This window comes from Streptomyces mayonensis (assembly GCF_018982965.1).
GTDB lineage: Bacteria > Actinomycetota > Actinomycetes > Streptomycetales > Streptomycetaceae > Streptomyces > Streptomyces mayonensis.
Map to the genome: position 1 here is coordinate 1 of NZ_JACBYP010000159.1, position 14,295 is coordinate 14,295.

Sequence of the window (14,295 nt, forward strand, 5' to 3'; positions counted from 1 at the left end):
GGGGCGCTGGGGGGCGGGGGGGGGGGGGGCGGGTGCGGGGGGGGGGGGGGCGGGGGCGGCCGCGGGGGCCTCCTTGGTGATCACTTGTTCTCGCCTCCGAACTTGCTCAGCCGCAGGTAGACGATCGAGCAGAAGAGCAGGATCACGAACGCGACGGTGGTGAGGGCCGACGCGTAGCCGAAGTCGTGGGCGTCGACGCTGGTGTTGGCGATGTACAGGGGCAGGGTGGTGGTCACGCCCGCGGGTCCGCCGCCGGTCAGGGTGTAGAGCAGGTCGACGTTGTTGAACTCCCAGACCGCGCGCAGCAGCGTGGACAGGATGATGGCGTCCTTCAGGTGCGGGAGCGTGATGTGCCAGAACTGCTTGATGCGGCTGGCCCCGTCGACCTCGGCGGCCTCGTACAGGTCCTTGGAGACGGACTGGAGGTCGGCGAGGATGAGGATCGCGAAGAAGGGCACGCCGCGCCACAGGTCGGCGACGACCGCCGCGGAGAACACCGTCGAGGTGTCCGACAGCCAGCTGGTGCCGTACGAGCCGATGCCCATGTCGGCGAGGTAACGGGTGATGCCGGTCTGCGAGTTGTAGAGCAGCACCCAGATCGCGGAGGTCAGCACGCCGGAGACGGCCCACGGGGAGAAGACCATGGCGCGCCCGATGCCCCGGCCCACGAAGGTCTGGTTGACGATGAGCGCCAGCGCCAGACCGAACAGCAGTTGCAGGCCGACCTCGACGAAGACCCACTTGGCGCTGAAGACCAGGGTGTCCCAGAAGACCGGGTCCTCGGTGAAGATCCGGACGAAATTGTCGAAGCCCGCGAAGCCGTTCCGCCACGGCTTGGTGGGGTTGTACTCCTGGAGGCTGTAGTAGAAGACGCTGACGACCGGGTAGGCGATGAAGCCCAGCATCAGCAGGGCGGCCGGTCCGATCAGCAGGTACGGGAGCCTGCGCGGCGTGGCCGAGGCACGGCGCCGCCGGGGTGGCGCGGGCGGTTTCGCCCCGGCTGCGGCTTGGGCCATGACGGTTCTCCGTTCTGGTTGCGTCGTGCGGGTGTGCGGCGTGCGTCGTGCGTCGTGCTCGCGGTGTGCGCGGGCCGTACGGCGTCCGCGGCCCCGTGGGGAACCCCACGGGGGCCACGGGAAGCCATGGGAAGCGCTTTCTCCATGGGCAGGCGTGGGCCCGGAACCCGCCGTCGGCGGGCTCAGCCCGCGTAGGGGTCCTGCACCTTGCCCGGGCGGGCCAGGAACTCGAAGTCGCAGCCGGTGTCGGCCTGGGTGATCTGTTCGTCGTAGAGCGCGCCGTAGCCGCGTTCGTAGCGGGCGGGCGGCGGCGTCCACGCGGCCCTGCGGCGCTCCAGCTCCTCGTCGTCCACGTCGAGCCGCAGGGAGCGGGCCTCGACGTCGAGGGTGATCGGGTCGCCGGTGCGCACCAGGGCGAGCGGTCCGCCGACGTGCGACTCGGGGGCCACGTGCAGCACGCACGCGCCGTAACTGGTGCCGCTCATCCGGGCGTCGGAGATCCGGACCATGTCGCGCACGCCCTGCTTGAGCAGGTGGTCGGGGATGGGCAGCATCCCGTACTCGGGCATGCCCGGGCCGCCCCTGGGACCCGAGCCCCGCAGCACCAGCACGCTGTCGGCGGTGATGTCCAGCGACGGGTCGTTGATGGTGCGCTGCATGGTGCGGTAGTCGTCGAAGACGACGGCGGGCCCGGTGTGCCTGAGCAGGTGGGGCTCGGCGGCGATGTGCTTGATGACGGCGCCGTCCGGGCAGAGGTTGCCGCGCAGGACGGCGACCCCGCCCTCGCTCGTGACCGGGTTGTCGCGGGTCCTGATGACGTCGTCGTGGTGGACGAGGGCACCGTCGAGCTGCTCGCGCAGGGTGTCGTGGCAGACCGTGGGCCGGTCCAGGTGGAGCAGGTCGGTGATGCGGGACAGGAAGCCGGGCAGGCCGCCGGCGAAGTGGAAGTCCTCCATCAGGTACTTCTGGCCGCCGGGCCGCACGTTGGCGAGCACCGGCACCGTGCGGGCGATCCGGTCGAAGTCGTCGAGGGTGAGGGGGACGCCCGCGCGGCCCGCCATGGCGATCAGGTGGATGACGGCGTTGGTGGAGCCGCCGAGGCCGAGCACGGTGGTGACGGCGTCCTCGAAGGCGTCGGCGGTGAGGATGTCGCCCAGCCTCCGGTCCCGGTGGACCAGTTCGACGATCCGCAGTCCGGCCGCGGCCGCCATCCGGTCGTGCCCGGAGTCGACGGCCGGGATGCTGGAGGCGCCCGGGACGGTGACGCCGAGGGCCTCGGCGGCGGCGGTCAGCGTGGAGGCGGTGCCCATGGTCATGCAGTGGCCGGGCGAACGGGCCAGGCCGCTCTCCAGTTCCTGCATCTCGCAGTCGCCGATGAGGCCGGCCCGCTTGTCGTCCCAGTACTTCCACATGTCGGTGCCGGAACCGAGGGTCTCGCCGCGCCAGTGCCCGGGCAGCATGGGTCCGGCGGGCACGAACACCGCGGGCAGGTCGACGCCGGCGGCGCCCATCAGCAGGGCGGGCGTGGACTTGTCGCAGCCGCCCATCAGCACGGCGCCGTCGACCGGGTAGGAGCGCAGCAGTTCCTCGGTCTCCATGGCGAGGAGGTTGCGGTAGAGCATCGGGGTCGGCTTCTGGAAGGTCTCGCTGAGCGTGGAGACCGGGAATTCGAGGGGGAAGCCGCCCGCCTGCCAGACGCCGCGCTTGACGGCCTGGGCGCGGTCGCGCAGGTGGACATGGCAGGGGTTGATGTCGGACCAGGTGTTGAGGATCGCGATGACCGGCTTGCCGAGGTGCTCCTCCGGCAGGTAGCCGAGCTGGCGGGTGCGGGCGCGGTGGCTGAAGGAGCGCAGCCCGTCCGTGCCGTACCACTGGTGACTGCGCAGTTCCCCGGGGGGCTTCCGCTGCTGGGTGCCGGGCGGCTGCTGCGCTCCGGGGGACTTCGGCTCTGTTCCGTGAGACGTGGGCTCTGTTCCGGGAGATGTGGGCTCTGTTCCGGGAGATGTGGGCTCTGTTCCGGGCTTCATATCGACCATCCGGCGGCGATGGCGGCGACCTCGGCGCGCTCGCTCTCGGGCAGGGGCTTGCTCGGCGGGCGGACCTCCCGCCGGCACAGGCCGAGGGAGGCGAGGGCCTCCTTGACCACGGTGACGTTGTTGGCGGAGCCGCCGGCGGCGCGCAGCTCCTCGAAGCGGCGGATCTGCTCCCAGACCTTCATGGCGCCCGGGTAGTCGCCCGAGCGAAGCGCTTCGATCATGTTCAGCGAAACGGCCGGGGCGACGTTCACAAGCCCCGAGGTGAAGCCGGTGGCACCCGCGCTGAAGTACGAGGGCGCGTACGGCTCGGCCAGGCCCGCGACCCAGACGAAGCGGTCGAGACCGGCGTCGCGGGCGAAGGCGGCGAACCTGGCGGCGTCCGGGACGGCGTACTTCACGCCGACGACGTTGGGGCAGTCGTCGGCGAGTTCGGCGAGGCGGGCGCCGGGGAGCTGCGCGTTGCGGAGGTAGGGCACGACGCCGAGCTCGGGCACGGCCCGGGCGATCGCGCGGTGGTAGTCGACCCAGCCGTCCTGGGAGACGTAGGGGTGGACGGGCTGGTGGACCATCACCATCGCGGCGCCCAGGTCCCGGGCGTGCCGGGCGGAGGCGACCGCGGTCGGCACGTCGTGGCCGACGCCGACCAGGATCGTCGCGCGCCCGCCCGCCTCCTCGATCGTCAGCTCGGTGACGAGGCGGCGCTCGGCCGGGTCGAGGGCGTAGAACTCGCCCGTGTTGCCGTTCGGGGTGAGGGTTCTGATGCCGGCGTCGAGGAGTCGACGCAGCAGGGCCCGGTGGGTGGCCCGGTCGACGGAGCCGTCCTCGGCGAACGGGGTCACCGGGATCGCCACCACGTCGGCCAGGGCCGCCCGCTGGCTCTCGAACGTCGCTGTCATGCCTGACCGTCCTCTTCCTGGGCCGGGATCCCCGCTGAGGGGAAGGCCCGCTCGACGAACGACGCGATGTGCGCGTGGAGGGCGCGGGCCGCGGCCTCCGCGTCACCGGTGAGGGCGAGGCGCAGGATCTCCTGGTGCTCGCCGGCCTCCCGTTCCCAGGAGGGGACGGCGGCCCAGGCGACGGCGGAGACGAGGGCCGCCTGGTCGCGGACCTCGTCCAGCATCCGGCCGAGCAGCGGGTTGCCGCACGGCAGGTACAGGGCGCGGTGGAACTCGCGGTTGGCGAGGGACCGTTCGGCCGTGTCCGTGGCCCGGTCGGCGCGGGCGAGCGCGTCGCGGGCCGCGTCCAGGGAGGCTCCCCGGCGCACCGCCCGCCTGAGTGCCTCGGGCTCCAGGAGGAGCCGGACGTCGTAGACCTCGCGTGCCATGTCCGCGTCCACCATGCGCACCGTGACGCCCTTGTACTGGCTCATCACGACCAGTCCGGTACCGGCCAGCGTCCTGAGCGCCTCGCGCACGGGGGTCTTGGAGACCCCGAACTGTGCGGCGAGGTCGGTCTCGACGAGGGCCTGGCCGGGTGTCAGCCGGCCGGTGAGGATGCGGCGTTTGATCTCCTCCAGCACGTACTGCGTGCGGGAGGGGATCGGCGTGGGCACAGAGGTCATGCGCGCCTCTCGGATATCGCGTATCGCGTCTCATATATGACGTACGGAGTACGACGCGTTGAAGGTAAGAGGGGCGCGCGGCCGCGTCAATGCTTCTGACAGAAGGAAGTTGAGCGGAGTCCGCCCTTCCCGGTCGGGACGGTGCCCGCGGACATGGGCCTCCGCCCGATGCCGTCACCCGGGCCTCAGGCGGGCTGGCCAGGTATGACGACGGCGAGCACGAAACACTCCTCGGGACCGCGGCGGCGTTTGCGGGCCGCCCGTGTCCTGCGCGACCGCGACGCGGCCCTGCACCTGGCCGGGGTGGTGGTGTCCGGGTTCGGCAGCTCGGCGCTGTGACTGGCGGCCGGTGTGGGGGTGAAGGACCTCACCGGCTCGGACGCACTGGCGGCGATGTGCATGCTCGCGCTGTGGGCGCCGGCGCTCGTGGGCCCCGCACCGGGCACGCTGGTGGACCGCGTCCGCCGCAGGCCCCTGCTGATCGGCACGAGTCTGCTGACGTCCTGCCTGCTGCTGACGCTCTTCGCGGTCGACTCGCGGGGCACGCTGTGGCTGCTGTTCGCGGTGCTGTTCGGGTACGGCGCGGCGGGCGTCGTCCACGACGCGGCCGAGTCGGCGCTCGTCGCCGCCGCCGCCGGCCGGGGCGGTTCTGTACACGGCGTACGGCGGGCCGGCCGTGGCCCTGCTGGACGCGGTGACGTGCGTACGGGCGGCCGGCGTCTACGCCGCCCTGCGGGTGCGCGAGGCGCCACCGGAGCGGCCCTCGGCGGGCCGGCCCGGTCCTGCTGCTGCCCGCGGTGGGCGCCGTACTGCTGACGACGGCACTGGTGCTGTCGCCGGCCGGCGGGCGGGGCGGCCGGTGAACGCCGGGGCCCGGATCGGACGCGTGCGGCCCGGCCGACGCGTCCGACGCATCGGCGCGGGCGCACGCCCGTTCGCCCCTCACACCTCCGCAAGCCCCGCCCGCACCGCCTCCAGGTCCGCGTCCGAGGCCAACCCCGCGTGGTACAGCCGCAGTTCCGTCGCACCGAGGGCGCGGGCGCGGGCCGCGTCGGCGGCGAGGGTGCGGGGGCTGCCGCCCATGCCGGAGACGACCGTGAGGTTGGCGGCGAGGACGGTGCCGGGCCGGGCCTGTGCGGCGAACGGCGTCAGCAGGTCCGCGCCGCCCGTGCACGGCACGGTCACGCCGTCCACGACGGACAGGACGTGGGCGGGGTCGACGCCGGCGTTGGCACCGCAGTGGTAGGACACCGGGTCGGCGTGCATCAGTACCTGGAAACCGTCGGGCGCGGCGGCCCGGACGGCGGCGACCGCCGCCTCCTGGAGTGTGCGGGCCCGTTCGTCGCGCCATGCTCGGGTGGCGTCCGCCGCGGCCCGGCCCAGCAGTCTGCCGACGCCCGCCCAGCCGCCGTCCGAGGGGGCCGTCCCCCGCCAGACGGGTTCCAGCGCGGTGCGCACGGCGGCGGCCAGTTCACCGGGGTCCAGGCCGTGGGCGCCGTATCCCTCCCGGCAGTTCGGACAGAAGCAGAGGGACATCAGGTACTGGCCCGCGTCCCCGAGGGCGACGCCGGCGGTCTTGTCGTGGGCGTGCAGGTGGGCGAGCCCGTACCAGCCCAGCGACTCCAGTTCGGTGCCGCGCGCCCCGGGCCGTACCGCCGCCTCGGCGGCCAGACCGGTGAGGTGGGAGCGGGTGGCGGGCTGCGCGATGCAGGGCGCCCAGGGGTAGCGGTCGCCGTAGGCGTTGACGACGGAGGTGTGCGGATGCTCGGCGCCGAGGCGGGAGTTGTGGGCCAGGACGACCCAGGTGTGCACCTCCAGGCCCGCCTCCGCGAGGGCGGCGGCGGCCTCCCCGTACGCGTCGCCGGGCGCCCAGTCGCCGGACTCGTACGGGCGCAGGTCGCGGCCCTTCCAGCGGGCGGCGTCCGGCGGGTAGAGGACGGCGGCGTACTCGGCGGTGACGACGCGGTGACGCGGGTGGCGGGGGGTGAGGGCGCGGGTGGAGTGGTAGGCGGCGGCGAGCGTCACCTGCGCCACGCCGAGGTCCGCGACGCGGGCGGCGGCTTGCGGGTCGTCGTTGACGTCCCAGGGGTAGACGAACGCCGATGCCTTCACCGGCCGTTCCTTTGCCGGAGCAGCGATGTCTTCACTGGCCGTTCCCCTTCCCGGAGCAGCGATGCCTTCACTTGCCGTCCCCTTCCCGGAGCAGGGCGAGTCCCCGCTCGGTGATCCGGGCGAGCTGCTTCACGTGGTCCTCGGCCGGTTCCTGCAGCGGCGTCCGCACCTCCCCCACGTCCAGGCCGCGCAGCCGTACGCCCGCCTTGACCAGGGCGACGGCGTATCCGCGTCCCTGGGCGCGCAGTTCGACGAACGGCCGGTAGAAGCCGTCGAGCAGACGGTGCACCGCGGCCTCGTCGCCCGTGCGCAGCGCCCGGTGGAAGGCGAGGGCGATCTCGGGGGCGAAGCAGAAGGCGGCGGAGGAGTAGAGGGTGACGCCGAGCGCGCGGTAGGAGAGCTGGGTCTGTTCGGCGGTCGGGAGTCCGTTGAAGTACAGGAACTCCTCGCCGGGCGCCTCCGTGCGGACCGCGCTGATGATCCGCTGCAGGAGGTCGAGGTCGCCGAGCCCGTCCTTGAGGCCGACGACGCCGTCCGTGCGGGCGAGTTCGACGACGCTGCGCGGTGTGAAGACGGCGTTGTCGCGCTGGTAGACGACCACGGGCAGGGCGGTCGCGGCGGCCACCTCGCGGTAGTGCCGCACCAGACCCTCCTGCCCGGCGATCACCAGGTAGGGCGGCATGGCGAGCAGACCGTCGGCGCCGGCCTCCTCGGCGAGGCGGGCGTAGCGCACGGCGAGGGCGGTGCCGTAGCCCGCGCCCGCCAGCACCGGCACCCGGCCCGCCGCCTCCTCGACGGCCGCGCGGACGCAGGCCTGGAACTCCTCCGGCGTCAGGGCGTGGAACTCGCCGGTGCCGCAGCACGCGAACACGGCGGCGGCACCGTCCTCGACCCCGCGGCGCACATGGGCGCGGTAGACGTCGAGGTCGACTCCGCCGTCGGGGCCGTAGGGGGTGACGGGGAAGAAGAGTGGCCCGGTGGGCGCGGTGAGCCGGGCGGCGAGAGGGGCTGAGGTCACGGGCGCTCCCCATTCCGGATGCATGGCGGCCGTCATGTCCGGCCAGGCCAGGGACAGTCGTCGGAGCCGGTCGTCGGACATCGGCTCATCAGACATCATATGCATGATCTGTGTCTATATCTATGAACGCGACCACGCTAAGCCGCCCCTCGAACACCGTCAAGCAGACGCCCCCCCTTGACGCTCGATCACCCGTTCCTTAGCGTGTCCACGCTTATGAACGCCAGGCACGCATTCGTACGCTTGCCGTTGCTCCAGCAGACCGTTGTTCCAGACCGTCACTCCAGCAGATCCAGGAGTCCCGAGGATGCCCGCTTCCCGCACCGTCCTGCTCACCGGCGCCGCCGGCGGCCTCGGCACCCTGATGCGGGACCTGCTCCCCGGCCACGGCCACGAGCTGCGCCTGCTCGACATGCGCCCCGTCGAGGGCGCGCCGGAGGCGATCGTCGCCGACCTCGCCGACCGGGACGCCCTGCGCGAGGCGGTCCGGGGCGTCGACGCGATCGTCCACCTCGCGGGCATCTCCCTGGAGGCCTCCTTCGACAAGATCCTGGCGGCCAACATCCAGGGCACGTACAACCTGTACGAGGCCGCCCGCGAGGAAGGTGTCGGCCGCGTCGTGTTCGCCTCCTCCAACCACGCCGTCGGCTACACCCCGCGCCCCCGCGGCGACGACCCCCTCATCCCGATCGACACGCCGCGCCGCCCCGACACGTTCTACGGCCTGTCCAAGTGTTTCGGCGAGGACCTCGCCCAGCTCTACTGGGACAAGCACGGCATCGAGACCGTCTCCGTCCGGATCGGCTCCTGCTTCCCGGAGCCGACCAGCGTGCGCATGCTCTCGGTGTGGATGAGCCCCGCGGACGGCGCCCGCCTCTTCCACGCGGCGCTCACCGCGGAGGGCGTGGGGCACACCGTCGTCCACGGCTCCTCCGCCAACACCCGCCTGTGGTGGGACCTGACCTCCGCGCGGGCGCTCGGTTACGCACCGCAGGACGACTCCGAGCCGTACGCCGAAAAGCTCCTCGCCGAGCAGGGTGAACTGGACCCGGGCAACCCGGCCCACACGTGTTTGGGCGGCCCCTTCCTGACCGACCCCCCGATCTGGCCGTACTGACCGGAAGACGCCCCCGGCGGACCCCGCGCGGGGCGGGCGGGCACCGAACGGGCCCGTCCATCCCCGCATGCGGGCATCCGCGCTGCCCGTTCTCACCCCGCCCACCGCCGCCTCCCTGGTCCAAGACGGGCACCCAGCGCCGGAAACGGGCACACACGGGCAGTATCGGCTCCGCAACAGGCCTGGTCAGTGCCGCGCGGCCGCTGTAAAACATCTCCCAAGGGCCGACCGGGCCCGAACGGGCAACCACACGGCGACGAGGCGGTGAGGCAGGTGTTCGGCATGGGCACGAGGACGGCGGAGGAACGCCAGCGCGAGATCGTGCGCGTCGCCCGGGCCACCGGCTCGGTCGACGTGACCGCGCTCGCCGCCGAACTGGGCGTCGCCAAGGAGACCGTACGACGGGACCTGCGCGCCCTGGAGGACCACGGCCTGGTCCGCCGCACCCACGGCGGCGCCTACCCGGTGGAGAGCGCCGGATTCGAGACCACGCTCGCCGTCCGCGCCACCAGCCACGTACCGGAGAAGCGCAGGATCGCCTCCGCCGCGGCCGACCTGCTCGGCGACGCGGAGACGGTCTTCGTCGACGAGGGCTTCACCCCCCAGCTCATCGCCGAAGCGCTGCCCCGGGACCGTCCGCTGACCGTGGTCACCGCGTCCTTGCCGGTCGCCGGCGCACTCGCCGAGGCCGAGCACACCTCCGTCCTGCTGCTCGGCGGCCGGGTCCGCCCGGGCACCCTGGCCACCGTCGACCACTGGACGACCAAGATGCTGGCCGGCTTCGTCATCGACCTGGCGTTCATCGGTGCCAACGGCATCTCCCGCGAGCACGGCCTCACCACCCCCGACCCCGCGGTCAGCGAGGTCAAGACGCAGGCCGTCCGCGCCGCACGCCGCACCGTGTTCGCGGGCGCGCACACCAAGTTCGGGGCGGCGAGCTTCTGCCGCTTCGCGGAGATCGGCGCCCTGGAGGCCATCGTCACCAGCACCCTGCTGCCCACGGCCGAGGCACACCGCTACTCCCTGCTCGGACCCCAGGTCATCCGCGTCTGAGCAGACCCGCCCCGCTCCCCGCACCACCCTCAGCAAGCCATCCTCACACCTTTCTTTCCCTCAATGCCCCATACCTCCCCATATGTTCAGGAGCGATCCATGCGAACCCAGAGCCGACGGCGGCCGCGAGCCACACTCGCCATGGCCGCCGCAGGGACGCTGCTCGCCCCGCTGCTCTCCGGCTGCTGGGTCGGGGCGGGCGGCGCCGGATCCGGCGGCAACGCCATCAACGTCCTGATGGTGAACAACCCGCAGATGGTCGAGTTGCAGAAGCTCACCGCCGATCACTTCACGAAAGAGACCGGCATCAAGGTGAACTTCACGGTCCTGCCGGAGAACGACGTCCGCGACAAGATCAGCCAGGACTTCGCCAACCAGGCCGGCCAGTACGACGCCGCCACCCTCTCCAACTACGAGATACCGATCTACGCCCGCAACGACTGGCTGCACGAGATGGACTCCTACGTCGCGAAGGACGCGGCCTACGACGAGCAGGACATCCTCGGCCCGATGCGCGAGTCCCTCACGGGCGACGACGGCAAGCTCTACGGCCAGCCCTTCTACGGCGAGTCGTCCTTCCTGATGTACCGCAAGGACCTGTTCGCCAAGGCGGGCCTCGAGATGCCCGAGCACCCCACCTGGACGCAGGTGGCCGGGTTCGCCGAGAAGCTCGACGGTTCCCAGCCCGGCATGAAGGGCATCTGCCTGCGCGGACTGCCCGGCTGGGGCGAGATCATGGCACCGCTGACCACGGTCGTGAACACCTTCGGCGGCACCTGGTTCGACACGGACTGGCAGGCCCGGCTCGACTCCCCCGAGTGGGAGAAGGCGACCAAGTTCTATGTCGACCTGGTCCGTGAGCACGGCGAGTCCGGTGCCGCCCAGTCCGGCTTCGCCGAGTGCCTGAACAACATGACCCAGGGCAAGGTCGCCATGTGGTACGACGCCACCTCCGCGGCCGGCTCCCTGGACGCCGCGGACTCCCCGGTCAAGGGCAAGGTCGGCTACGCGCCCGCCCCGGTGGAGAAGACGGACTCCTCCGGCTGGCTCTACACCTGGGCGTGGGGCATCCAGAAGGCCTCCCGCAACTCCGAGAAGGCCTGGAAGTTCGTCTCCTGGGCGTCCAGCAAGGAGTACGAGCAGCTGGTCGGCGACGAGTTCGGCTGGTCCAACGTCCCGGCCGGCAAGCGCGCCTCGACGTACGAGAACCCGGACTACGTCAAGGAGGCCGCCGCCTTCCAGGAGATGACGCGGAAGTCCATCGAGGGCGCCAAACCCAAGGATCCCGGCGTGCAGCCGCGGCCCGCGCCCGGCATCCAGTTCGTCGGCATCCCCGAGTTCACCGACCTCGGCACCAAGGTCTCCCAGGAGATCAGCGCGGCCATCGCCGGACGCCAGTCCGTCGACGAGGCCCTGAAGAAGTCCCAGCAGCTCGCCGAGCAGATCTCCGAGGAGTACGAGGGACGATGACCGCCACGACCACGGCCCCCTCGGCCGCACCCGACGCCACCCGCCCCGCCGTCCGACCGCCGTCCGACCGGCTGCGCGCCTGGGCCACCCGTGCCCCGCTCCTCCCCGCCCTGATCTTCATGATCGTGGTCACCCAGCTGCCCTTCGTGGCCACGCTGGTGATCTCCTTCTTCGACTGGAACGCCCTCTACCCGGACGCCCGCAGCTTCGCCGGCTTCGGCAACTACGGCGACGTCCTCGGCGACGCCGCGCTGCGCAAGTCGGTGTGGACGACGATCCTGCTGACGGTGGCGGTCGTCCTGGCCAGCCTGGTGCTCGGCCTGGCCCTCGCCCTGCTGCTCGACCGGAAGTTCAAGGGCCGCGGCGTGGTCCGCACCCTGCTGATCGCCCCGTTCCTGGTGGTCCCGGTGGCGGCGGCCCTGCTGTGGAAGCACGTCCTCTACAACCCCGAGTACGGCCTGCTGAACGGCCTGCTGCACTACGTGGGCGGACCGCAGCCGGACTGGATCTCCAACACCCCGCTGATCGCGGTCGAGTTGTCCCTGGTCTGGCAGTGGACACCGTTCATGATGCTCATCCTGCTGGCCGGGCTGCAGAGCCGGGACCAGCAGCAGATCGAGGCCGCCCGGGTGGACGGCGCGGGCGACTGGCAGATCTTCGTCCACCTCACCCTGCCGCACCTGCGCCGCTACCTGGAACTGGGCGCCCTGCTCGGCTCGATCTACATCGTGCAGAACTTCGACGCGGTCTTCACCATCACGTCCGGCGGCCTGGGCACGGCCAACCTGCCCTACACCGTCTACCAGAGCTTCTACCAGGCCCACGAGAACGGCCTCGCGTCGGCCGCGGGCGTCCTGGTCGTCATCGGTTCGATCATCATCGCCACCTTCGCCCTGCGCGTGGTGTCGTCCCTGTTCCGCGAGGAGGTCGGCCGCGCATGAGCGCCACCGCCGTACGACCCGCCACCACCGGCGCCACGACCGAACGCCCCCGCACCCGCCGCAAGGCCGGGACCGGCCTCGGCCTGGTGGCCTGGCTCGCGGGCATCGTCTTCTTCCTGCCCATCGCCTGGATGGCGCTGACCTCCTTCCACTCGGAGTCGGACGCCGCCACCAACCCGCCGTCCTTCGCGGCGTCGCTGACCCTGGACGGCTACCGCGAGTTCTTCGGCGCGGGCGGCGGTGCCAGCCCCTGGCCCGCGCTGATCAACTCGGCCGTGGCGTCGATCGCCTCGACCCTCTTCGTCCTGGTCCTGGCCCTGCCCGCCGCCTACGCCCTGTCCATCCGCCCGGTGAAGAAGTGGACGGACGTCCTCTTCTTCTTCCTCTCCACCAAGATGCTGCCGGTGGTGGCGGGCCTGCTGCCGATCTACCTGTTCGCGAAGAACACCGACATGCTGGACAACATCTGGCTGCTGGTCATCCTCTACACGTCGATGAACCTGCCGATCGCGGTCTGGATGATGCAGTCCTTCCTGGCCGAGGTCCCGGTCGCGATCATCGAGGCGGCCCGGGTGGACGGCGCGAAGCTGCCGACGATCCTGGCTCGCGTGGTCGCCCCGATCGCCCTGCCCGGCATCGCCGCCACCTCCCTGATCTGCTTCATCTTCAGCTGGAACGAACTGCTCTTCGCCCGGGTTCTGACGGGTGTGGTCGCCGAGACCGCCCCCGTCTTCCTGACCGGCTTCATCACCAGCCAGGGGCTCTTCCTGGCCAAGGTGTGCGCCGCGTCGCTCGTCATCTCCCTGCCGGTGCTCGCCGCGGGGTTCGCCGCCCAGGACAAACTGGTCCAGGGCCTGTCGTTGGGAGCCGTGAAATGAAGGCCGCCGTCATCGAGTCCGTGGGCCGCGCCGTCGTCACCGACGTCCCCGACCCGACCCCGGGGCCGCGCCAGGTCGTCGTCGAGGTCGCCGCCTGCGGCCTGTGCGGCACCGACCTGCACATCCTGCAGGGCGAGTTCGCCCCCAAGCTCCCGATCGTGCCGGGCCACGAGTTCGCCGGCGAGGTGGTCGGTGTCGGCACCCAGGTGACGGAGGTGGCGGTCGGCGACCAGGTCGCGGTGGACCCCTCCCTCTACTGCTACGAGTGCCGCTACTGCCGTACCGGCCACAACAACCTCTGCGAACGCTGGGCGGCCATCGGCGTCACGACGGCGGGCGGCGCGGCCCAGTACGCGGTGGCACCGGTGGCGAACTGCGTGAAGCTCCCCGAGCACGTCCGCACCCAGGACGCGGCCCTGATCGAGCCGCTGTCCTGCGCCGTCCGCGGTTACGACGTCCTCCAGTCCCGCCTCGGCGCCCACGTACTGATCTACGGCTCCGGCACGATGGGCCTGATGATGCTGGAGCTGGCCAAGCGCACCGGCGCGGCCAGCGTCGACATGGTCGACCTCAACCCGGCCCGCCTGGAGACGGCCCGCGGCCTCGGTGTCTCGGCCTCGGCCGCGACGCCGGACGAGCTGGACCGCCCGCAGGGCTGGGACCTGGTCATCGACGCCACAGGCAACGCGGCGGCGATCCAGGACGGCCTGGACCGGGTCGCCAAGGCGGGCACCTTCCTCCAGTTCGGCGTCGCCGACTACGCGACGCGCGTCCAGATCGACCCGTACCGCATCTACAACCAGGAGATCACCATCACGGGTTCGATGGCCGTCCTGCACAGCTACGAACGCGCCGCGGAACTCTTCGCGAACGGCGCCCTCGACCCCGACGTCTTCATCAGCGACCGCATCGAGCTGGAGAACTACCCGGAGGCGCTGGAGCAGTTCGCGGCGGGAGTGGGCCGCAAGATCGTGGTCGTGCCCTAGGTCTCCTCGGCCGACGGCCGGTATCTCCGGCCCGTCCGGCGTCTGAGGACGAGGCCGAAGGCCGGCAAGGGGGTCCGGGGGCGCAGCCCCCAGGGACGGGATGGGGC

At 71.8% G+C, this 14,295-nt stretch carries 12 protein-coding genes and 1 pseudogene; 7 read left to right on the forward strand and 6 right to left on the reverse strand.

The window, feature by feature from the left end; translation table 11 throughout:
* Positions 1-80 precede the first annotated feature (80 nt).
* The 4 genes from HZS56_RS34720 to HZS56_RS34735 form a co-directional block, all read right to left on the reverse strand.
* A complete protein-coding gene (locus HZS56_RS34720) occupies positions 81-1,016 on the reverse strand; it encodes a carbohydrate ABC transporter permease (protein WP_216724800.1) in 936 nt (311 codons plus the stop codon).
* Between the two features lie 182 nt (positions 1,017-1,198).
* Entirely contained in the window at positions 1,199-3,043 is a 1,845-nt protein-coding gene (gene araD, locus HZS56_RS34725) for an L-arabinonate dehydratase (protein ID WP_253915391.1), read from the reverse strand.
* On the reverse strand, positions 3,040-3,948 hold the full coding sequence (locus HZS56_RS34730; protein ID WP_216724801.1) for a dihydrodipicolinate synthase family protein: 909 nt from the start codon (positions 3,946-3,948) through the stop codon (positions 3,040-3,042). Before HZS56_RS34730 ends, araD begins: the two co-directional genes overlap by 4 nt.
* On the reverse strand, positions 3,945-4,613 hold the full coding sequence (locus tag HZS56_RS34735) for a GntR family transcriptional regulator (protein WP_216724802.1): 669 nt from the start codon (positions 4,611-4,613) through the stop codon (positions 3,945-3,947). Before HZS56_RS34735 ends, HZS56_RS34730 begins: the two co-directional genes overlap by 4 nt.
* A 204-nt stretch (positions 4,614-4,817) precedes the next feature.
* Between HZS56_RS34735 and HZS56_RS34740 the strand changes: the two are divergent.
* Positions 4,818-5,388 (forward strand): annotated as a pseudogene (locus HZS56_RS34740) (MFS transporter); the annotation flags it as partial.
* 167 nt (positions 5,389-5,555) lie between these two features.
* On the opposite strand, the gene HZS56_RS34745 reads toward HZS56_RS34740, so the two are convergent.
* Both HZS56_RS34745 and HZS56_RS34750 read right to left on the reverse strand, forming a co-directional pair.
* A complete protein-coding gene (locus tag HZS56_RS34745) occupies positions 5,556-6,725 on the reverse strand; it encodes a hypothetical protein (RefSeq protein ID WP_216724803.1) in 1,170 nt (389 codons plus the stop codon).
* A gap of 67 nt (positions 6,726-6,792) precedes the next feature.
* Entirely contained in the window at positions 6,793-7,743 is a 951-nt protein-coding gene (locus HZS56_RS34750) for a 5-dehydro-4-deoxyglucarate dehydratase (protein WP_216724811.1), read from the reverse strand.
* A 307-nt stretch (positions 7,744-8,050) separates the two neighbouring features.
* Here HZS56_RS34750 and HZS56_RS34755 point away from each other — a divergent pair, with 307 nt between their 5' ends.
* From HZS56_RS34755 to HZS56_RS34780, 6 genes are all read left to right on the forward strand, one after another.
* Positions 8,051-8,860 carry an NAD-dependent epimerase/dehydratase family protein gene (locus HZS56_RS34755; RefSeq protein WP_216724804.1) on the forward strand — a complete coding sequence of 270 codons (810 nt, stop codon included), beginning with the start codon at positions 8,051-8,053 and terminating at the stop codon, positions 8,858-8,860.
* Between the two features lie 282 nt (positions 8,861-9,142).
* Positions 9,143-9,913 (forward strand): DeoR/GlpR family DNA-binding transcription regulator, encoded by a 771-nt coding sequence (locus tag HZS56_RS34760; protein ID WP_216724805.1) that lies wholly within the window; start codon positions 9,143-9,145, stop codon positions 9,911-9,913.
* 99 nt (positions 9,914-10,012) lie between these two features.
* Entirely contained in the window at positions 10,013-11,383 is a 1,371-nt protein-coding gene (locus tag HZS56_RS34765; RefSeq protein ID WP_216724806.1) for an ABC transporter substrate-binding protein, read from the forward strand.
* Positions 11,380-12,324 carry a carbohydrate ABC transporter permease gene (locus tag HZS56_RS34770; protein WP_216724807.1) on the forward strand — a complete coding sequence of 315 codons (945 nt, stop codon included), beginning with the start codon at positions 11,380-11,382 and terminating at the stop codon, positions 12,322-12,324. The genes HZS56_RS34765 and HZS56_RS34770 overlap by 4 nt, the downstream gene beginning before the upstream one ends.
* Positions 12,321-13,202: a carbohydrate ABC transporter permease gene (locus tag HZS56_RS34775; RefSeq protein WP_216724808.1), complete on the forward strand. Its 882-nt coding sequence runs from the start codon at positions 12,321-12,323 to the stop codon at positions 13,200-13,202. The genes HZS56_RS34770 and HZS56_RS34775 overlap by 4 nt, the downstream gene beginning before the upstream one ends.
* Complete coding sequence (locus tag HZS56_RS34780; RefSeq protein WP_216724809.1) at positions 13,199-14,188, forward strand: zinc-dependent alcohol dehydrogenase family protein; 990 nt, start codon at positions 13,199-13,201, stop codon at positions 14,186-14,188. The genes HZS56_RS34775 and HZS56_RS34780 overlap by 4 nt, the downstream gene beginning before the upstream one ends.
* Positions 14,189-14,295 lie beyond the last annotated feature (107 nt).